An 18,173-nucleotide genomic window follows, 5' to 3' on the forward strand; every position below is an offset into this window, starting at 1 on the left:
CCAGCGACCGCCGACTCGATTCCGATTCGACGACGGGGCGACGAGGCGACGCCCCGAGCGACAACGATCCCTTGCCGTCGAGCGCTACAGCGACGCGACCGAATCGAGCGCGATATCGATGGCGCGCCCGACATTGTTCTTCGCCTTCTCGGGGAGTTCGTCCTCGGAGTCGGCGCCCTTCTGGGTTCCGGCGACGAGGTTGCCGTCGGCGGTGCAGATGGCGCCGGCGTTCATGCCCCGGCGACGCGCCAGCGAGAACACCGCCGACGCCTCCATCTCGATCGCGAGCAGCCCCGCCTCCTCCCAGTCGGCGACGTACTCGTCGGACTCGTTGTAGAAGGCGTCGTCGGAGACGATGGGGCCGACGTGCACGTCCTCGTCGTTGGCCTCGGCGGCGTCGACGAGCGCGGTGAGCGTGTCGTAGTCGGGGACGGCCGGGTACGTCTCGGACTCGTAGCGCTTGCTCGTCCCCTCCTCCTTTGCCGAGCCGGTGGCGACGACCATGTCGCCGATCTCAACGTCGGTCTGGAGGCCGCCGCAGGTGCCGACGCGGATCACTGTCTCCACGCCGACGTTGTGGAGTTCCTCGATGGCGATGGCGGCGGAGGGACAGCCGATCCCGGTCGAACAGATCGTGAGGTCGACGCCGTCGTAGGTCGCGTTAACGATCCGATACTCGCGGTTCTCGGCGACGAGCTCCGAGTCGTCGCAGTGGTCGGCGATGCGGTCGACGCGATCCGGGTTGCCCGGGATCAGCGCGATCTCGTGAACGTCGCCCTCGTCGACGAGCAGGTGGGGCTGATTAGCCATACGGTCGCTCGCTCCGCGCTCAGCAAAAACCCCGCGAAGCGCCGGCGCGGCGGCGACGGCGGGGAGCCGGCGATCGCGCCGTCGCCGTCGACGGTGGCCTCGGTCGTTCGCGTGGCTCATGGGCGCTTCGCTCCCCGTTCGCCTCGAGGCCTTTCGTCGGTCAGCCTCGCGCCGCTCGTCCACGTGTTCACCACTGGGCGGCTCGGCCCGCAGACCTCGCCGCCCGTCAACCGTGGCCTCGGTCGTTCGCTTCGCTCACCCCCTCGGCCACGCAGGTAGCGCAATCCCTTTCCCCCGCTCAGTCGAACGTCGGCGTATGAGTGCCCTCGAGGAGGACGTACTGGAGAAGTACCGCGAGGCGGGCGAGATCCTGACGACGGTGATGGGCGAGACGCGCGAGATGGTCGAGCCGGGCGCGACACACCTCGAAGTCGCCGAGTACGCCGAGGAGCGCATCCGCGAGGAGGGCGCCGGACTCGCGTTCCCGGTGAACGTCTCGATCGACGAGGAGGCGAGCCACGCGACGCCCGAGCGCGACGACGAGACCGAGTTCGGCGAGGACGTGGTCTGTCTCGACATCGGCGTCCACGTCGACGGCTACATCGCGGACGCGGCGGTGGCCATCGATCTCGCGGGCGAGACCGAACTCGTCGAGGCCGCCGAGCAGGCGCTGGAGGCCGCCGTCGACGCCGCGGGGCCGGGCGTCCCGGTCGGCGAGATCGGCGCCGAGATCGAGGACGTCATCGACGCGTACGGCTACACCCCGGTGTACAACCTCTCGGGCCACGGGGTCGAGCGGTTCGACGCCCATACGGGGCCGAACGTCCCCAACCGCGGCGTCGACCGCTCCGTCGAGTTGGAGCCGGGACAGGTCGTCGCCATCGAACCGTTCGCCACCACCGGCAGCGGGAAGGTCGGCGAGGGCAACGACGAGGAGATCTTCGAGTTGACCCAGGACGTGTCGGTGCGCAACCGCGCGGCCCGGCAGGCACTGGAGCAGGTCCGGGAGTTCGACGGGCTCCCCTTCGCCGCGCGGTGGCTCGACTCCTCGCGCGACGAGATGGCGCTGCGTCGGCTCGCCCGTCAGGGCGCCGTCAAGGGATATCCCGTGTTAAAGGAGCAAGACGGCGAACTGATCAGCCAGGCCGAACACACGATCATCGTCACCGAGGACGGGATCGAGGTGACGACCGCGGGGCTGTTCTCCTGAGACTGTCGAACGAACGGTCGTGAACAGCGCCGCCACGAACGAACGGTCAACACGGGCGGCGAGTAGTCGGTGCCGGGGCGGCTCTCCGGTTCGACCCGGCGGAACGGTCGATCGATGCGGACGGTCGGTGCTACGCGTTGTTCATCCGGGTCGATGTCTCGGCCCCACACTCGCTGCAGGTGGCGATCCGGTACGGCTCGCGGGAGAACTCCGCGTTTTCCTCCTTTTGACTCTCGGTGCGGATCTCGACCCGCACGTCGTGCGTCGTCTCCCCGCCGCACGTCCCGCAGCGCTCGGTGACGTGGTCGGGGCCGGAGGGTTGAGTCGCCATGTGCGTTCGCGTACGTCGCTAACCCCGATAAAGATGGTACGTTGGCTATAAGCCTTTGCCCGACAGCCGGCGGGTCGGCGGGCCCGTCATCGGCCCGTGCCCACCGGGTTCTAAGAGCCGCGCGGCCGACCGCCGGGTATGGATCAGGTGTTCGCGCCGTGGCGGATCGAGTGGGTCGAACGCGACGGCGACGAGGACGCGATCGACGGCTGTCCGTTCTGTGTGCTCCCCGAACGCGAGGACGACCGCGCCTCCCGGATCGTCGCCCGCAGCGAGCGCGCGTTCGTCCTGCTCAACAACTACCCGTACAATCCGGGTCACGTCATGGTGATCCCGCGGGTCCACGAGGGCGAGTTTCCCGCCCTCGACGACGCGACGCTGCTGGATCACGCCCGCCTGAAGCAGCGGACGATGCGCGCGCTCGACGACGCGTTCGATCCGAACGGGCTCAACGCCGGACTGAACCTCGGCGGCGACGCCGCCGGCGGCTCCATCGACGACCACCTCCACACCCACATCGTTCCGCGGTGGAGTGGCGACACGAACTTCATGCCGGTCATCTCGGACACGAAGGTGATCGTCGAGGCGCTCGAGGACACCTGGGAGCGCCTTCGGGACGCCTTCGCCGGGCAGGAGGACGCCCGCGTCGGCGACGACGACGAGGCCGTGCGGTTCGACTTCGAGTGACCGCCGACCCGTACCCTCCGACCGCTTCCGCTCGTTCCTCGTCCGATCACCACCGTTATCCATGGCTTTCGTCTCGGGTAGTCCATGGTCCTCACGAGCGTTTCACCCGGCGCCCTCGTCGTGTTCGGGCTGATCGGGGTCGCATTGCTGCTGTTCGTCTCGGAGGTGATCCCGAACGACGTGACCGCGATCGGAATCGTGTTCGCGCTGGCGGCACTGGAGCCGTGGACGCAGGTCGGCCCGCGGGGGGCTATCTCCGGCTTCGCCAACACCGCCACGATCACCATCGTCGCGATGTACATGCTCAGCGCCGCGATACAGAACACGGGGATCGTTCAACGACTCGGTATCCATCTCGCCGCGTTCACCAGCGGGAGCGAGCGGCGAGCGCTGGTGGCCACGGTCGGAGCGACGGGGCCGGTCGCCGGCTTCATCAACAACACGCCGGTCGTCGCCGTGTTCATCCCGATGATCTCGGATCTCGCGAGGAAAACCGGGATGTCACCGTCGAAACTGCTGTTGCCGCTGTCGTACGCGGCGATCCTCGGCGGGACGCTGACGCTGATCGGGACGTCGACGAACCTGTTGGCGAGCGAGTTCGCCGACGCCCTGCTCCCCCGCGGGCCCATCGACATGTTCGAGTTCAGTCTCCTCGGGGCGGTGATCCTCGCTGTCGGGAGCGCGTATCTCCTGACGGTCGGACGATGGCTCACGCCGGCCCGCATCCCGGTCGAGGCGGATCTGATCGACGAATTCGACCTCTCTGACCACCTCGCACAGCTCCGCGTCGGAGCGAATTCCGCGGTGAACGGTGCCACGATGGCGCAGCTCAACGAGCGGACGGACGCCGACGTCACCGTGTTGCAGATCCGCCGGAACGGCGAGGCGTTCGTCGCCGCGGGCACCGACCAACGGCTCCAGACGGGAGACGTACTCGTGGTCCACGGATCGCTGCAGGCGGTCAACAACTTCCGTGAGCAGCAGGAGCTCGGTCACCTCGTGCACGACGACGTGACAGACGAGACGTTCGCCGGTCCCGATACCCCCGTCGTGCTCGCCAGGGCCGTCGTCCCGGAGGCGTCGTCGCTCGTCGGCGAGTCGCTCCCGGAGACCCGGCTGGAGGAGATCTACCGGACGACCGCACTCGCGATCCGGCGGGACGGGGAGTTGATCCGGAACGACCTCGACGAGGTCCGGCTCGAGGCCGGCGACCTCCTGTTGGTACAGACGGACGACGACGCGATCGACCACTTCACCGATTCCGGGGACCTCGTCGTGATCGAGGACGACGCGTTCGACCGACTGGTGGAGGACGGCGTCGAGGAGGTCGCGCCGCTGTCACCGAAAACGCCGGTGGCGATCGGCATCATGGCAGGCGTCGTCGGCGTGGCGGCCCTCGACGTTCTCTCGATCGTGGTCGCGGCGCTCGGCGGCGTGTTCCTGATGATCGTCACCGGCTGTCTCTCCTCGTCGGACGCCTACGACGCCGTGTCGTGGAACATCGTCTTCCTGCTCGCGGGAGTGATCCCGCTCGGGCTCGCAATGGAGGCCACGGGCGGGGCCGCGCTCATCGCGGCGGCACTCGTTTCGACGGCGGACGTGCTTCCGCTGGTGGCGGTGCTGCTGTTGTTCTCAGTGGTGACCGGACTGCTGGCGAACGTCATCACGCCCGTGGCGACGGTCGTGTTAATGATTCCCATCGGTGTGGACGCCGCCGCCAAGCTCGGCGCCAACGGGTTCGCCTTCCTGCTGGCGGTGATGTTCGCCTCCGCGACGTCGTTCATGACGCCGATCGGCTACCAGACGAATCTCATGGTGTACGGCCCGGGACAGTACGAGTTCGTCGACTTCCTCAAGGTCGGCGGTCCACTCCAGTTCCTGCTGGCGGTCGTCACGACGCTCGGGATCGTCGGGATCTGGGGACTGTAGCTCGACGGGGAGCGTCACCGAGCGACGGAAGCGCTATCGGCCCGAGGGGCCCGGTGGGCGACCGTGTTCGCCACACTACCCGGGGATCGGACTCCAGCCATTCCCAACGATTTTACACGGAGCTTCCGAACAGTATCGCATGAGCCGGCCCGCGGAGAAAGCCGTCGACCACGCGGGGGACGCGGACCTCGCGCCGGCGGAGGCGTTCGCCCTCCTCGGCAACGAGACCCGCATCGACATCCTCCAGTCGCTGCACGAGGCGACGATCGAACGCGACGACGACCTGCCGGTCGCGTTCTCCGAGCTGTACGATCGTACCGATCTGGACGACAGCGCGCATTTCAACTACCACCTGAAGCAGCTGCTCGACCACTTCGTCCGCAAGGTCGAGTGCGACGACGACGCGGCCGACGGCGATGCCGAAGGTCGCGATGTCGCCGGCGACGGCGCCGGGACGGCCGACGAGAGCGACACGGCCGACGACTGCGTCGAGGGGTACGAGTTCCGCACGCCGGGCTGGAAGGTCGTGCGCTCGGTGTTCGCGGGGACGTTCACCGGCCGCAGCGAGCTGGGGCCGTTTGACGCGCCGGGGACGTGTTACGAGTGTGATGGCGACCTGGAGGCGCGGTACGCGAACGAACTGCTCACGATCGCCTGCACCGACTGCGGGCGCACGCCGGTGAACTACTCGTTCCCGCCGGGCGGGCTCGCCGACCGGACGCCCGCGGAGTTCCTCGACGCCTTCCACCACCACGTCCGCCACCACTACTGTCTGGCCGCCGACGGCGTCTGCCCGGAGTGCATGGGGCGCATGGAGACCGATCTGGTCGCCGATACCGCCGTTCCCGGACAGGACGTCGCGGTGCGCCACACCTGCGGCCGCTGCGACAACCGGCTCACCTCGGCGGTGGGCGTGAACCTCCTCGATACCGCGCCCGTGCTCACGTTCTTCTCCGAGCGCGGCGTCGACCTCACGACCGAGCCGTTCTGGACGCACCCATGGACGGTCAGCGACGTGCACACGACCGTCGTGAGCGAGGACCCGATCCGCGTCCGGCTCGACCTCCCCTGTGACGGCGACGCGATCCGCGTCACCGTCGACGAGACGCTGGAGGTGCTCGCGACGGAGGCGGCGGAGACGAACGCAGCCGCCGCCGACACCGACGCCGAGACCGACGCGTAGCCCCCGCCGACGAGCCGGTCCCGATTCCTCACCGACCGTTCACCGACCGTCGTACACTACGTCGCCGTCCACCGCCGTCAGCGCCACGGCCACCTCGTCGATCCGATCGGGCCGCTCCCACGGCGAGTCGTCGAGCAGGACGAAGTCCGCCCGTTTTCCCCGCTCTAGCGTCCCGAGCCGGTCCTTGTCGAAGCCGGCGTACGCGGCGCCGGCGGTGTACGCCCGCAGCGCCTCGGTGACGTCGAGCGACTGGTCCTCGCTGGGCGCGTTGACCGCGTAGTGAACGCCCAGAAGCGGGTCCAGCGGCATGCAGTCGCTGCCGAACGCCAGCGGCGCGCCCGCATCGAGATAGGCCGGCAGGCGGTTCGCGTCGGTCCGTCGCTCTCCCAGCCGGGCGTCGTACAGTCCGCCCTCGAAGCCCCACTTGTGGAAGTTGGGCTGCATCGACGCGACGACACCCATGTCGGCCATCCGCTCGATCGCCTCGTCGCTCGCGAGTTCGCTGTGCTCGATCCGGTAGCGTGCCGTCCCCGGGTCGTCGGTCTCCTCGTAGGCGTCGAGCACGGCGTCGATCGCGGCGTCGCCGATGGCGTGCAGCGTCACCTGGAAGCCGTGGTCGTCGGCGCGGGTCACGAGGTCGCGGATCTCCTCGGGGTCGAGCACCCACGTCCCGGTCTCGTCGGCGTCGTCGGCGTACGGATCGTGGAGCTTCGCCGTCCGGCCGCCGAACGTGCCGTCGGTGTAGGACTTGACGCCGCCGACCTGAACCATGTCGCTGCCGTGGTTCGTGCGGAGACCGGCATCGACGAGGGCGTCGAAGTGGTCGACCCAGTAGTTGATCCGCACGCGCAGCGTGAGTTCGTCCGCCAGATCGAGGTCGCGATACACCTGCGGCGCCTTCGACTGCCGGACCATGTCGTGGATCATCGTGACGCCGCGCTCGTTGGCGGTCGCCTGCGCCGCGCGGATCAGCTCCTCGGCCTCCTCGGCGTCGGGTTCGATCGCCTCGTAGACGGGATCGACCGCCTTTTCGACGATCACGCCCGTCGGTTCGCCGCCCCCGGTGCGCACGTCCTCGTCCGGCATCTCGTCGCCGAGGCGGTCGAGAACCGGGTCGTTGACCGCGGCGACGTGCATGTCCTCGCGGAAGGCGACGACCGGCACTGTCTCTGAGACCTCGTGAAGGTCCTCGCGGGTGAGATACCGCGAGTCGTCCCACGACGACTCGTCGTAGCCGAAGCCGAGCACCCACTCGTCTTCCTCGATCTCGTGGGCGCGTTCGCGGAGCAGCTCGACCGCGTCGGCCGGGGAGTCGGCCGCCGAGAGGTCGGCGTGGACGAGCGAGCGGCCCGAGTTGAGCAGGTGGGTGTGGGCGTCGATCAGCCCCGGGATCGCGACGCGGCCGTCGGCGTCGATCGTCTCGGTGTCGGCGCCGGCGAGGAACTCCACGTCGTAGGTGGTGCCGAGGCGGACGACGCGGCCGTCGCGGACGGCGAACGCGTCGTACGTCTCGTCGGGGTCGGCGAGCGTGTGCACCTCGGCGTTCACGACGACGAGGTCGGCGGGTTCGGTCATGATCCGTTGTGGGGGGTGGCGGTGGAATAACGGTTCGGGAAGGATCAAAGCCAGATCGGGTTGTCGGTCGTGCGGCTACTGTTGGATCCGAGGAGCAGACTGCCGCGAGGACCGCGAAAGTCCCACCCACCGCGACCGCACCGAAACCACACCCTTCCCAGCCGATTCGCTCGCGCGCGTCCAAAGGTCGTGCGCACCGCACAGCCGCGGGGGCTCTCGGGAATTGCGACGCGGACGCGACAGCAACAGCGTCTAACCGATCACCGACAACCGATCGCCAGAATCGACACCACTTAGCGCCCGCCGCGATCACCCACACCCATGACCGACACCGACGCCGCCGCGCTCGCCGAGCGCGTGCGCGACGGCGACCTTCGCCTGTACGAGTTGGAGGAACACGCCGACGCCGACACCGCCGCCGCGGCGCGACGACTGCTCGTCGAGACGCACTCCGGTGCCGACCTCTCGACCAGCGGCGAGTACGCCTTCGACGCCGCCGCCGCCGACTCGAACATCGAGAACATGCTGGGCGCGATCCAGATCCCGCTGGGCGTCGTCGGCCCGGTCGAGATCGACGGCGGGGCCATCTCGGGGGCGCACTACCTCCCGATGGCGACCACCGAGGGCGCGCTGCTCGCGTCGGTCAACCGCGGCTGCGCCGCACTGAACACGGCCGGCGGGGCGGGCGCCCGCGTCCTGAAGAACCGGATGACCCGCGCGCCGGCGTTCCGCGTCGCCGACGTGGCCGAGGCGGAGGCGCTCTCGTCGTGGGTCCGCGACAACGTCGACGCGCTCCGCGAGGCCGCCGAGTCGACGACGAGCCACGGCGAGTTGAAGGAGGCGACGCCGTACGTCGTCGGCAACACCGTGTTCGTCCGCTTCGCGTACGACACGAAGGACGCGATGGGGATGAACATGGCCACCATCGCCACCGAGGAGGCCTGCGACGTGATCGAGGCCGAGACGACCGCCTCGCTCGTGGCGCTGTCGGGCAACCTCTGTACCGACAAGAAGCCCGCCGCGATCAACGCCGTCGAGGGGCGGGGACGGACGGTCGCCGCGGACGTGACGATCCCCCGCGAGACGGTCGCGGAGACCCTGAAGACGACTCCCGAGGCTGTCACGGAGGTGAACACCCGCAAGAACCTCGTCGGCTCCGCCAAGGCCGGCAGCCTCGGGTTCAACGCCCACGTCGCAAACAGCGTCGCGGCGATGTTCCTCGCGACCGGGCAGGACGCCGCACAGGTCGTCGAGGGCGCGAACGCGATCACCACCGCCGAGGTCGACGATGACGGGGACCTCTATGTCTCGGTCACTATCGCGTCGCTGGAGGTCGGGACCGTCGGCGGCGGCACGACGCTCCCGACCCAGTCGGAGGCGCTGGACGTGCTCGGGATCCGCGGCGGCGGCGACCCCGCCGGCAGCAACGGCGACGCGCTCGCGGAGGCGGTCGCGGTCGCGGCGCTGGCGGGCGAGCTGTCGCTGCTGTCGGCGCTCGCGTCGCGAAATCTCTCGTCGGCACACGCGAGCCTCGGCCGGTAGGTCGTCCAGTCCCACACTCGGACTCGACCCCGGCCCTCGGTCCCGACGCTACCGCTCGTCCAGCCGTGTCGCGAGCGCCCGGATCGCCCACACGGTCCGTCGTCGGACCGCGAGCGGATCTCCCCACAGGTGCGCCGCCATCGGCGCCTGGATCGCGGCCGCGGCGATCAGGAACCCGCCGACCGCGGGGTGGACGTACACCCACGCCGCGACCCCGGTCGTCCCCTCCCACACGAGCAGCGCGTACGCCGCCGCGCCGTGCATCGTCAGGAACATCCCCAGCAGGGAGACGGAGGTTGCGAGAAACAGGAGGCCCGCATACGGGGGAGCGTCCGCCGGCCCCGCGCCGGACTGCAACGGCCACGCGAGCAGGACGCGGAGCGTCCCGGCGGCCTCGACGCCGGCGACCGCCGCTCCCGCGATCATCGACATGGGTCGACTGGTCCGCTATTCGATATAAACGCTCCGCCGCGGTTACAGGAGTCGATACTCCCCGCGCGACTCGGTCGCCTCGCCGCGACGCGTCAGCCGGTCCAGGATGTCCCGCGCCGCCTCGGCGGGGACGCCGTGGTCGGTCGCGTACGCGACGACGGCATCCTCGGTCGCGTTGCCCTCCCTGAGCGCGTCGCGAACCACCTCGTCGCGCGAGCGCGACCCGCCCGCGTCGTCAGCGCCCGCGGACGCGACCTCGTCGGCGTCGAGTCCGGACCGCTCTAGGTACTCCCGGTCGTCGACGGCACCCTCGAACCCGTCCAGTTCCTGCTCCAGCTCGGCGACCGTTCCCGCGCGCTCGAACGCCTCGGACTGCCCGTGTTTGTCGGCGAGCAGCTTCGCCCGCGCCTGTGCGGCGGCGGCCCGGTCCGCCGATTCGTAGAAGCGCTTCAGCCGGTCGATCGGGTGGCGCGTCTCACAGCGCGGGCACGTCGCCGACTCCTGTTGGTCGGGGTCCCCGACGAGCCAGTAGGTGCCACAGGAGCGACAGCCGACGACCGCGTACATGACCGCGCGTTGCTCGTCACCGGAGTTGAACCTTGCTACCGAGGGTGAACGACTCCCCGCCGTGTGGACGTCATCGATTCCGGATGGGAGGATCGCCCGCGGAGTTAAGACGGTCGCCGCCGCCGGCAACAGTATGGAACACGAACCGCACGACCCGAGCACGGACACCGAAGCCGTCCCTGGGGTCCACCTCGCGCAGTTGGCGACCGGCGCCGAGATGAGCGTCCAGCACTTCTCGATCGAACCCGGCGCCGAGGTTCCGGCGCACAGCCACCACCACGAACAGGCGGGATACATCACCGCCGGCGCGCTGACGTTCATCCTGGCCGACGGCGAGGAGGTCGTCTGCGAGGCCGGCGACTCGTACGTGCTCGCGGGCGAGGAAGTTCACGGCGCCGAGAACCGCGGCGACGAACAGGTCGAGGGCGTCGACATCTTCAGCCCGCCCCGACCGAATCCCGACTGGCAGGAGTAGCGCTCAGTCCGCCCGTGTCTCGGCGTCGTCGTCGAGGTCGACGTCGTCGACGCCCGGCGCTGCGCTCACGTCGACGTCCTCCGGCTCGTCGGTGCCGCCGACGTGGAGCTCGCCGTCGGCGTCCTCGACGTACGCGTCGTCGGCGAACCCGGCGACGGCGTTCTCGAACTCCCCGTCCTCCATTCGATCGGGAGTCTCGGGGGCGTCCGCGACGCCGTCGGCGGGACGGAACTCGCCCAGCGGGTCGTCGATACTGATGCCGTACCGCCGGAAGAACTCCTCGTAGCGACGGTAGTGTTCCTCCAGCTCGTCGCTGTGGATCTCCATCATCTCGGCCCAGCCGTGGGTGAAGAAGTCGAAGTTCGCCTGGACGTGGGTGATCTCGCGGGCCTCCGCCTCGGGGAAGCCGGCCTCCAGCGCCGCGACGTAGGTGTCCATCGTCGCGTCGAAGAAGTCGTCGAGGTGTGCGCGTCGCTCCTCGCGACGGTCCTCGTCGGCCTTGTTGAGGAAGATGTCCGTGTGCATGCCGACGAGCCTGTCGTTGACGTAGTCGCCGACGACCGGCGTGGTGAGCGCGCGCTTGGCGGCCCAGTGGCGGACGTTCTGCCGAAGCTTCATACCCGTTTCTGGGGCCGCGGAGCCTTGAATGTGCGGCGCAGCGACGACGTACCGACGGCCGCGATCGGCGGGCGGATCGAACGATGTGGAAGGTCCTAGAGGACTGCGGAATCCCCTTGGTACGTATCCTCGTGAATCCTCACGTCGATAGCAACCCACATTAACCCCGAATCCGAATCGCCGGTATGAGCGAGTCGTTCGTCATCATCGGTGACGGTATCGCCGGCAGTTCCGCCGCCGAGACCCTCCGGGAGGAGGCGCCCGACGCCGGCATCACCGTGATCACAGACGAGGGGGAGGCCCTCTATAATCGCATCCTCATCAAGGAGTTCGCCAAGGGGAAGCTCCCCGAGGCACCCATCTCCATCCACGAGGAGGGGTGGTACGAGGAGCGCGACATCGATCTCGAACTCAACACGCTCGTCACGGACATCCGGACCGACGAGCACGAGCTCGAGACCCACGAGGGCGACGTACTGGAGTACGACAAGTTGCTCCTCGCGGTCGGCGGCACGCCCCAGCAGCTCCCCGTCGAGGGGAGCGACGCCGACGGCGTCCACCACTTCTGGACGTTCCAGGACGCCCGGCGCATCCGCGAGTCCGCCGAGGCTGCGGACGACGCCGTCATCGTCGGCGCCGGGCTGCTCGGGATCGACCTGGCGGCGATCTGCGGCGCCCAGGACATCTCCGGGAAGTACCTGATGCGCGGCAACTCCTGGTGGCGCTACGCGCTCGACGAGGAGGGCGCGGAGATCATGCACGAGGCGATGCGCGAGCGCGGCGTCGAGCCCGTCTTCGAGTCGGGGGTCGACCACTTCGAGACCGACGACGACGGCCACGTGACGGCCGCGGTCGACCCCAACGGCGATCGCTTCGAGGCCGACTTCGCGGGCGTCGCCATCGGGCTGAACCTCAACACCGAACTCGTCGAGGACACGCCCATCGAGACCGACGACGGCATCGTCGTGGACGAGTTCATGCGAACGAACGACGAGGACGTGTTCGCCGCGGGCGACATCACCCGGTTCAACGACTTGATCCTCGGCGAACAGGCCCAGAACGGCGCGTGGGGCAGCGCGAAAGAGCAGGGCACCATCGCCGCGAAGAACATGCTCGAGTACGAGTCCGAGGAGTTCCGCTGGGTCTCCTCGTACTCCATCACCCACTTCGACTTCCCGTTCCTCTCGTTCGGGCACCCGACGCTCGGCGACGACGAGGTCATGCGCTCGTTCGGCGACGACGAGTGGCGCCGCCTCGCGCTGAAGGACGGCAAGATCGTCGGCGGCGTCCTCATCGGCAACCTCGCGCCCCAGTCGGCGTACAAGCAGCTCATGCGCGAGCAGGTCGACGTGAGCGGTCAGAAGGACCTCCTCATGACCGAGGGCTTCTCCGCCGACGACCTCGAAACCGAGGGCGCGACCGCCGAGTAACCGCCCGCTTACCGCGCTCGGTTCCGTCTGAACTCGCACACGCTCCCGAGAGCGACCGCGGCGGCGACAGCGCCCATGATGGCGCCGGCGATCGCGGCGGACACGGGGTAGGGGGTCGGCGGCCACGGGGTGAGCGACGGGACCGACACCGTTTTCGGCGCCAGCCTCGGAATGCGACCATGGATGCCGGCGGTTCGAGCGACATGACGCTCGCTTTCGAGTTGGACGCGCTGCGGTCGTTGGCCGATCCGAACGCGGTGTTCAACGACGCGCGCGGGTGGACCGAGTACGTCGGCGTGGTTTCGGAGAAGCCCACGTACGTCGTCACCAACTTCACCCGGAAGCATCGCGTCCGACAGGACTTCTTCTCGGGTCCCCGGGGGGTGACGGAGTCGCTGGAGAACGTGAAGCGCCAGTTCGACACCGGCCGGCACGTGTTCGTCGGGACGACCGACGAGGACCGGGCGGTCGCCGAGGAGACCGGGTGGGAGTTCCTCCCGCTTGACCAAGCTGCCGAGGCGGCCGGGTGGACGATGACGGACCCCGACGAGGAGTCCGACCACTTCGACGACGACACGCGCGACGACTGGCCCTGAGCCCACGGGGACTCGGGGCGCGAGAGCACGAACCGCGGCGCGCGCTCGGGCGTGTGAGGGCGAGTTTCAGGTTTCGAAACCACTAATCAGCGTCGACCCTTGGGAGTATCCACTCAATGAGTCACCAGTTGCCGGACGTGCAGGCCAGTCGGCCGGACGTCTCCGTCGGGCTCAGTCAGGTCGGCGTCACCGGCGTCGACAAACTCGTGAAGATCGACCGCGGCGACCAGCGACCGTGGGTGTTCATGGCGGAGTTCTCCGTGTTCGTCGACCTCCCCGGCGAGCGAAAGGGGATCGACATGAGCCGAAACATGGAGGTCATCGACGAGGTACTGGAGGCGGCAACGCGCGAGGAGGCGTACCGCATCGAGGACGTCTGCGGCGACGCCGCCGATCGGCTGCTCGCGAAACACGACTACACGACGACCGCCGAGATCGAGATGACCGCCGAACTCGCGACCAGGGAGGACACGCCCGCCTCCGGTCGGGAGACGCAGTCGACGTTCACCGTCATCGCGTCCGCCGTCGCCGACGAGGACGGCACCCGCGAGGAGATCGGCGCCGAGGTGACCGGGATGACCGTCTGCCCGTGTTCGCAGGGCATGTCCGAGTCACGCGCTCGCGAGAAGCTCGACGAGCTCGACGTCGACGACGAGGTCGCCGAGGAGTTCCTCGACGCCGTCCCGCAGCCGGGACACTCCCAGCGCGGACACGCCACGCTCACGTTCACGGCCGACGGGACGCCCGACGTCGACCTCCTGGACGTGATCGACACCGCACGCGACGCGATGAGCGCGCGGATCTACAACTACGCCAAGCGGCCCGACGAGGACCACATGACCTACGAGGCGCACATGGACGCCAAGTTCGTCGAGGACTGCGTCCGCGCGCTCGCCGAGGACGTGGTCGAGACGTACGACCACCTCGCTGACGACGTGGTCGTCCATATGAAGCAGTCGAACGACGAGTCCATCCACCAGCACAACGCCCACGCCGAGCGCGAGATCACGATGGGGACGCTGCGCGAGGAACTGGTTCGCTAACGACGGCTCGGTCCCCGCCCCCTCACAAGCCGAAGCGGGTCTCTCCGCGTTCTCCTCCGCTCACGCTCACAGCGACAGCGGCGACGCTTCCTCCCAGCGCTCGCGGAACGTCCGGCGAACGTCGCCGGCGAACTCGGGGTCCTTCAGGTCGATCATCGCGAACGACTCGCCGGGATCGACCGGACTCGGGACCTCCATGCACACCTCCGCGTCGTCGACGAGCGTGAACGTCCCCCGCAGCCCCGGCGCGGTCCGAACCGCGAAGTTCGGGTGGTCGGCCATCCGGTCGAAGTAGCGCTCGCCCACGCTCTCGGGGAGCTGCGCGGGGAGCTCCTCCGAGAGCAACAGCGACACGGCGACGCCGCGTTCGAGCGCCGACTCAAGCTCCTCGGTGATCGCCCCCCCGACGGCGCCGATGTCCAGCCCGGACGCCGGCGCGGCGGCGATCATCACGACGCGGTCGTCGGCCGCGGACAGTCGCTCGAGCAACAGATCGGCCGTCTCCTCGGGGCCGAGCGCGGCCGTCCAGAACTGCTCGTCCGGGGGGTCGCCCGCCTCCAGTTCCGTGGAGAGTTCGTCGACGACGGCCTCGTACTGCTCGGCCTGCTCGTCGAGTTCCCGCTGCTTCTCCTCGAGGAGCCGATCGAGGGCCGCGTCCGGCTCGACCGCGAGGTACTTCTTCGGCCTGCTCGCCGCCTGGCTCCGGGCGAGTCGGTGCCGTTCGAGGCTGTTGAGGACGTCGTACACCCGCCCCATCGGCACGCCGCTGGACTCGGACAACTCCTTTGCGGTTGCCGGCCCGATATCGAGCAGCGATCGGTACGCGCGGGACTCGTACTCCGAGAGTCCCAAGTCGCGAAGGTCAGCCATACCGCCTCCACGGGCTGGGGCGTGAAAAAACACACTCCGAGTTTACCGGAGCGCGGCACCGAGGGTGTACGCCGCGCGACGCCCGGACGCGCTACTGCGCCGCGTCGGCGACCCGGCGCATCAGCGCGTCCGGCGACTCGGCGGGGTCGGCGTCGCGGCCGCGGAGGGAGGCCGTCTGCTCGGGCGCGCGGTCGCTGTCGGGGACGACAACCGTCTCGTGGTCAGCGACGCGCAGCGCCGCCCGGTGGAGGTCGGATCCGACGGGGGCGTTCACGTCGATCACGAGGGGTTCTCGCGTGAGCCGGCCGGCGACTGAGCCGTACCCTGCCACCTGTGCGCCCATGCGCTCGGTCGCGCCGGCGAAGGCGCCGACCGCTGCCTCGGCGCGCTCACGGTAGGCGTCCTCGCCCGTGAGCGCCGCCACGTCGATCAGCGCGTCGGCGAACTCGACGACGCCGTCGATCGGACGGAGCGGCCGATCGAGCATCCCGGGGCCGGACGCGGGGCCGTCACGGAACGCGTCCTCGTCGCCGAGGACATCGACCCCGCGGTCGGCTACCGCGCGGGCGACGTCGACGCCGTCGCCGAGCACGGATTCGGCGGTACAGAACGCGGCCGTGACGCGGCCCACGTCCTCGAGCAGGTCGGTTTCCGCGCCACCATCGTCGACGTGACGGACGACGCCGTCGTCGACGAGCGTCTCGCGGAGGTACGCGAGCGTGTTCTCGGCGGACTCCTTCGCGGGCTCGTCGTCCGTGTACGCCGCGAGCGTGAGCAGCGCGTCCGCCGCGAGAGCGTTGCCGCCGGCGTACGCCGTGAGGTCGGTCCGCTCGCCGTCGGGACCGACACTCGCGCCGTAGGCGAACCCCGACCAGAGTTCGGCATCGAGGAACGCGCGGATCGACTCGGCGGTCTCGCGGTAGGCCTCGTCGCCGGTATAGAGGTAGCCGTTGGCGAACGCGCGGAGAACGCCGGCGTCGTCCGCGAGCAGTTTCTCGCGGGCGGGATCCGACCAGTCGCGCGCGCCGGCGTACCTGAAGACGCCGCCGTCGTCGTCGAGGAGGTTGCGGTCGATCGCATCGAGCGTCTGCGTGGCCTTGTACCGGTCGCGCTTGAGCGCGAACTCGACGGTCCGCGGCATGGGGAACTTCGCGTCGTCGCCCCAGCCGGCGAACTCCGGGTCCCACTGCGCGTCAAGTTGGCCCGCGAGGTGCTCCTCGATGGCGGTCGTGACCGGCCCGCTCGGCGTCTCGTTCCCGGCGAGCGCGCGCGGGACGCGCCCGGCGTCCTCCCCGCTCTCGTCCCACGACTCGCGCACGCGGTCGAGTACCGACCGGAAGCCGTCGGGGCCGAGATACGTCGCGCCGGTGAGCAGCTCGCCCGACGGGGTCGTGAACACGGTCGAGGGGAACCCGCCCATGTTGTACCGCTCTCGGACGCGGGGTTCGCGGTCGACGTCCACCTTCACCGGGACGAAGCCGTCGTTGACGTTGGCCGCGATGCGCGGCTCGCCGAACGTCTCCACCGACATCCGGTGGCAGTCGTCGCACCACGTCGCCGTGAGGAACAGCAGTACCGGCCGGCCGGTTCGCTCGGCCTCCGCGAAGGCGTCGGCGCCCCAGTCACGCCACTGGACGCGCGTGTCGTCGGTCATACTCGCGTTCGGAGGCGCTCGAGGGTAAAGTCGGCGTTCGCGGACGATCGAACACCAGTCGTCCGCTCGGAACTGGAACCGCGAGCCACCCTCCAAAAGGGCTATACAGCGCGCTCGGGTACTCCGGGTATGCGCATACGGGTTCGCTACCTGCTCGTGGCCCTGCTCGCGATCCCGCTGGCGGACGCGGCGTTCCTGCTGTGGGTGGCGACGAACCTCCTCACCGCGGTGCAGACGGTCGCGCTGGTCGTCCTCACCGGACTGCTCGGGATGCTCCTCGTGCGTGCCGAGGGACGCCACACGCTTCGGGCCGTCCAGCGGAAGCTCGCGACCGGAGAGGTACCGACCGGCGAGGTGCTCGATGGAGGCCTGTTGATCGCGGCGGGCGCGTTCCTGCTCACGCCCGGACTGGTGACCGACGTGATCGGGTTCCTGCTCGCGCTCCCGCCGACGCGATACCCCATCCGCGAGCTGCTTCGTCGCTACGTCGTCGTCCCGTACGTCGACGCACAGATGGACGGATTCGCGACGGGGGCTGTCTGGACCAGCGGCTTCCCGAACCCCGACGCCGCCGGCGGCGACGGCACGGCCGGGAGCGGGGCATCCGGGCCAGCGGGGTTCGGCGGCGGACCGACATCCGCCGACCGTGACGCGACCGGTTCCGCGGACGACTCCGTCGTCGATGTCGACTTCGAGGAGGTCGACGACGAGGACGCCGAGAACAACGACCGCGAGCGGTAGCTCGACCGGTCCACGGACACGGGCGACTCTTCCGATCACGACACCATACGTCGACAGCGATCCGCGGCCGCGAGGCGTGCAACCGCATGACGTGGCGGCGGTACCGAACGGAAACGCTTAACCAATCCCTTCCACTACTCGAAGATGCGCTCGCCTGGGCCAATAGCTCAGTCAGGTTGAGCGCTCGGCTGATAACCGGGAGGTCCGCGGTTCAAATCCGCGTTGGCCCATCCGCGCAGGGGGCGACTCTTAGTCGTCCCGTGTTAGGGGCTGTCTCCTCCCCAGCCACCTAATTCCGTCACACTATCACCACGTAGCAAAGGGTGTTTTAACGAATCAGTTCAACCGCGCCTCTCTCGAATCCAGAACCACCTCGCTGCTGTCTTTCGGAGTCAGTTGAGCGTGCGACTGCCCGGCCAATGTTTGTGTTCGAGAACGAAGACAGTCGACCACCTATCGGGAGTAGACGTGAGTCCCTGC

General features: G+C 69.1%; 18 protein-coding genes and 1 tRNA gene. 11 read left to right on the forward strand and 8 right to left on the reverse strand.

All coding sequences use genetic code 11. The features are described from left to right. Positions 1-84: 84 nt before the first annotated feature. Positions 85-810: a nucleoside phosphorylase gene (locus ABJD39_RS01450; protein WP_222915886.1), complete on the reverse strand. Its 726-nt coding sequence runs from the start codon at positions 808-810 to the stop codon at positions 85-87. 316 nt (positions 811-1,126) lie between these two features. Here ABJD39_RS01450 and map point away from each other — a divergent pair, with 316 nt between their 5' ends. Beyond that, positions 1,127-2,020: a type II methionyl aminopeptidase gene (gene map, locus ABJD39_RS01455; RefSeq protein WP_348611178.1), complete on the forward strand. Its 894-nt coding sequence runs from the start codon at positions 1,127-1,129 to the stop codon at positions 2,018-2,020. Between the two features lie 130 nt (positions 2,021-2,150). On the opposite strand, the gene ABJD39_RS01460 is transcribed toward map, so the two are convergent. Next, the gene (locus tag ABJD39_RS01460; RefSeq protein WP_348611180.1) at positions 2,151-2,351 is read right to left on the reverse strand and encodes a hypothetical protein; all 201 of its coding nucleotides are present in this window, start codon (positions 2,349-2,351) and stop codon (positions 2,151-2,153) included. Positions 2,352-2,489: 138 nt separating this feature from the next. On the opposite strand from ABJD39_RS01460, the gene ABJD39_RS01465 reads away from it, so the two are divergent. The 3 genes from ABJD39_RS01465 (at position 2,490) to ABJD39_RS01475 (ending at position 6,150) form a co-directional block, all read left to right on the forward strand. Next, positions 2,490-3,038, forward strand: coding sequence for an HIT family protein (locus tag ABJD39_RS01465; protein ID WP_348611183.1), 549 nt, complete (start codon positions 2,490-2,492; stop codon positions 3,036-3,038). Between the two features lie 84 nt (positions 3,039-3,122). Beyond that, positions 3,123-4,967: an SLC13 family permease gene (locus ABJD39_RS01470; protein ID WP_348611186.1), complete on the forward strand. Its 1,845-nt coding sequence runs from the start codon at positions 3,123-3,125 to the stop codon at positions 4,965-4,967. A 139-nt stretch (positions 4,968-5,106) separates the two neighbouring features. Next, positions 5,107-6,150, forward strand: a complete 1,044-nt coding sequence (locus ABJD39_RS01475) for a winged helix-turn-helix domain-containing protein (RefSeq protein ID WP_348611189.1) — start codon at positions 5,107-5,109, stop codon at positions 6,148-6,150. 39 nt (positions 6,151-6,189) lie between these two features. On the opposite strand, the gene ABJD39_RS01480 is transcribed toward ABJD39_RS01475, so the two are convergent. After that, positions 6,190-7,725 (reverse strand): amidohydrolase, encoded by a 1,536-nt coding sequence (locus tag ABJD39_RS01480; RefSeq protein WP_348611191.1) that lies wholly within the window; start codon positions 7,723-7,725, stop codon positions 6,190-6,192. 321 nt (positions 7,726-8,046) lie between these two features. Between ABJD39_RS01480 and hmgA the strand changes: the two genes are divergently transcribed. After that, positions 8,047-9,267 carry a hydroxymethylglutaryl-CoA reductase (NADPH) gene (gene hmgA / locus ABJD39_RS01485; RefSeq protein ID WP_348611194.1) on the forward strand — a complete coding sequence of 407 codons (1,221 nt, stop codon included), beginning with the start codon at positions 8,047-8,049 and terminating at the stop codon, positions 9,265-9,267. 48 nt (positions 9,268-9,315) lie between these two features. Here the strand turns inward: hmgA and ABJD39_RS01490 are convergent, their stop codons facing one another. Together ABJD39_RS01490 and ABJD39_RS01495 are read right to left on the reverse strand one after the other, a co-directional pair. Continuing rightward, positions 9,316-9,699, reverse strand: coding sequence for a hypothetical protein (locus ABJD39_RS01490; RefSeq protein WP_348611196.1), 384 nt, complete (start codon positions 9,697-9,699; stop codon positions 9,316-9,318). 42 nt (positions 9,700-9,741) lie between these two features. Further along, a complete protein-coding gene (locus ABJD39_RS01495; RefSeq protein WP_348611198.1) occupies positions 9,742-10,266 on the reverse strand; it encodes a DUF5817 domain-containing protein in 525 nt (174 codons plus the stop codon). 133 nt (positions 10,267-10,399) lie between these two features. On the opposite strand from ABJD39_RS01495, the gene ABJD39_RS01500 reads away from it, so the two are divergent. Beyond that, entirely contained in the window at positions 10,400-10,741 is a 342-nt protein-coding gene (locus ABJD39_RS01500) for a cupin domain-containing protein (protein WP_348611200.1), read from the forward strand. Between the two features lie 3 nt (positions 10,742-10,744). On the opposite strand, the gene ABJD39_RS01505 is transcribed toward ABJD39_RS01500, so the two are convergent. Beyond that, positions 10,745-11,359 (reverse strand): DUF6149 family protein, encoded by a 615-nt coding sequence (locus ABJD39_RS01505; protein WP_348611203.1) that lies wholly within the window; start codon positions 11,357-11,359, stop codon positions 10,745-10,747. A 185-nt stretch (positions 11,360-11,544) separates the two neighbouring features. On the opposite strand from ABJD39_RS01505, the gene ABJD39_RS01510 reads away from it, so the two are divergent. The 3 genes from ABJD39_RS01510 (at position 11,545) to mptA (ending at position 14,428) form a co-directional block, all read left to right on the forward strand. Continuing rightward, complete coding sequence (locus tag ABJD39_RS01510) at positions 11,545-12,789, forward strand: NAD(P)/FAD-dependent oxidoreductase (RefSeq protein WP_348611206.1); 1,245 nt, start codon at positions 11,545-11,547, stop codon at positions 12,787-12,789. Positions 12,790-12,968: 179 nt separating this feature from the next. After that, positions 12,969-13,385, forward strand: coding sequence for a DUF7124 domain-containing protein (locus tag ABJD39_RS01515; RefSeq protein WP_348611208.1), 417 nt, complete (start codon positions 12,969-12,971; stop codon positions 13,383-13,385). Between the two features lie 116 nt (positions 13,386-13,501). Next, positions 13,502-14,428 carry a GTP cyclohydrolase MptA gene (gene mptA, locus ABJD39_RS01520; RefSeq protein WP_348611211.1) on the forward strand — a complete coding sequence of 309 codons (927 nt, stop codon included), beginning with the start codon at positions 13,502-13,504 and terminating at the stop codon, positions 14,426-14,428. A 66-nt stretch (positions 14,429-14,494) separates the two neighbouring features. Here the strand turns inward: mptA and ABJD39_RS01525 are convergent, their stop codons facing one another. Together ABJD39_RS01525 and ABJD39_RS01530 are read right to left on the reverse strand one after the other, a co-directional pair. Further along, positions 14,495-15,298, reverse strand: coding sequence for a TrmB family transcriptional regulator (locus ABJD39_RS01525; RefSeq protein ID WP_348611213.1), 804 nt, complete (start codon positions 15,296-15,298; stop codon positions 14,495-14,497). Between the two features lie 91 nt (positions 15,299-15,389). Next, a complete protein-coding gene (locus tag ABJD39_RS01530) occupies positions 15,390-16,952 on the reverse strand; it encodes a DUF255 domain-containing protein (RefSeq protein ID WP_348611216.1) in 1,563 nt (520 codons plus the stop codon). A 135-nt stretch (positions 16,953-17,087) separates the two neighbouring features. On the opposite strand from ABJD39_RS01530, the gene ABJD39_RS01535 reads away from it, so the two are divergent. Together ABJD39_RS01535 and ABJD39_RS01540 are read left to right on the forward strand one after the other, a co-directional pair. Next, complete coding sequence (locus tag ABJD39_RS01535; RefSeq protein WP_348613679.1) at positions 17,088-17,693, forward strand: FxsA family protein; 606 nt, start codon at positions 17,088-17,090, stop codon at positions 17,691-17,693. A 156-nt stretch (positions 17,694-17,849) separates the two neighbouring features. Beyond that, a tRNA-Ile gene (locus tag ABJD39_RS01540) sits at positions 17,850-17,923 on the forward strand. Positions 17,924-18,173 lie beyond the last annotated feature (250 nt).

Origin of the sequence: Halobaculum rarum (assembly GCF_040025155.1) — an archaeon.
Taxonomy (GTDB): domain Archaea; phylum Halobacteriota; class Halobacteria; order Halobacteriales; family Haloferacaceae; genus Halobaculum; species Halobaculum rarum.

Excerpts from the sequence above, each read along its gene's own strand:
- ABJD39_RS01450 (WP_222915886.1), bottom strand. The coding sequence starts at position 810 with ATGGCTAATCAGCCCCACCTGCTCGTCGACGAGGGCGACGTTCACGAG.
- map (WP_348611178.1), top strand. The coding sequence starts at position 1,127 with ATGAGTGCCCTCGAGGAGGACGTACTGGAGAAGTACCGCGAGGCGGGC.
- ABJD39_RS01460 (WP_348611180.1), bottom strand. The coding sequence starts at position 2,351 with ATGGCGACTCAACCCTCCGGCCCCGACCACGTCACCGAGCGCTGCGGG.
- ABJD39_RS01465 (WP_348611183.1), top strand. The coding sequence starts at position 2,490 with ATGGATCAGGTGTTCGCGCCGTGGCGGATCGAGTGGGTCGAACGCGAC.
- ABJD39_RS01470 (WP_348611186.1), top strand. The coding sequence starts at position 3,123 with ATGGTCCTCACGAGCGTTTCACCCGGCGCCCTCGTCGTGTTCGGGCTG.
- ABJD39_RS01475 (WP_348611189.1), top strand. The coding sequence starts at position 5,107 with ATGAGCCGGCCCGCGGAGAAAGCCGTCGACCACGCGGGGGACGCGGAC.
- ABJD39_RS01480 (WP_348611191.1), bottom strand. The coding sequence starts at position 7,725 with ATGACCGAACCCGCCGACCTCGTCGTCGTGAACGCCGAGGTGCACACG.
- hmgA (WP_348611194.1), top strand. The coding sequence starts at position 8,047 with ATGACCGACACCGACGCCGCCGCGCTCGCCGAGCGCGTGCGCGACGGC.
- ABJD39_RS01490 (WP_348611196.1), bottom strand. The coding sequence starts at position 9,699 with ATGTCGATGATCGCGGGAGCGGCGGTCGCCGGCGTCGAGGCCGCCGGG.
- ABJD39_RS01495 (WP_348611198.1), bottom strand. The coding sequence starts at position 10,266 with ATGTACGCGGTCGTCGGCTGTCGCTCCTGTGGCACCTACTGGCTCGTC.
- ABJD39_RS01500 (WP_348611200.1), top strand. The coding sequence starts at position 10,400 with ATGGAACACGAACCGCACGACCCGAGCACGGACACCGAAGCCGTCCCT.
- ABJD39_RS01505 (WP_348611203.1), bottom strand. The coding sequence starts at position 11,359 with ATGAAGCTTCGGCAGAACGTCCGCCACTGGGCCGCCAAGCGCGCGCTC.
- ABJD39_RS01510 (WP_348611206.1), top strand. The coding sequence starts at position 11,545 with ATGAGCGAGTCGTTCGTCATCATCGGTGACGGTATCGCCGGCAGTTCC.
- ABJD39_RS01515 (WP_348611208.1), top strand. The coding sequence starts at position 12,969 with ATGGATGCCGGCGGTTCGAGCGACATGACGCTCGCTTTCGAGTTGGAC.
- mptA (WP_348611211.1), top strand. The coding sequence starts at position 13,502 with ATGAGTCACCAGTTGCCGGACGTGCAGGCCAGTCGGCCGGACGTCTCC.
- ABJD39_RS01525 (WP_348611213.1), bottom strand. The coding sequence starts at position 15,298 with ATGGCTGACCTTCGCGACTTGGGACTCTCGGAGTACGAGTCCCGCGCG.
- ABJD39_RS01530 (WP_348611216.1), bottom strand. The coding sequence starts at position 16,952 with ATGACCGACGACACGCGCGTCCAGTGGCGTGACTGGGGCGCCGACGCC.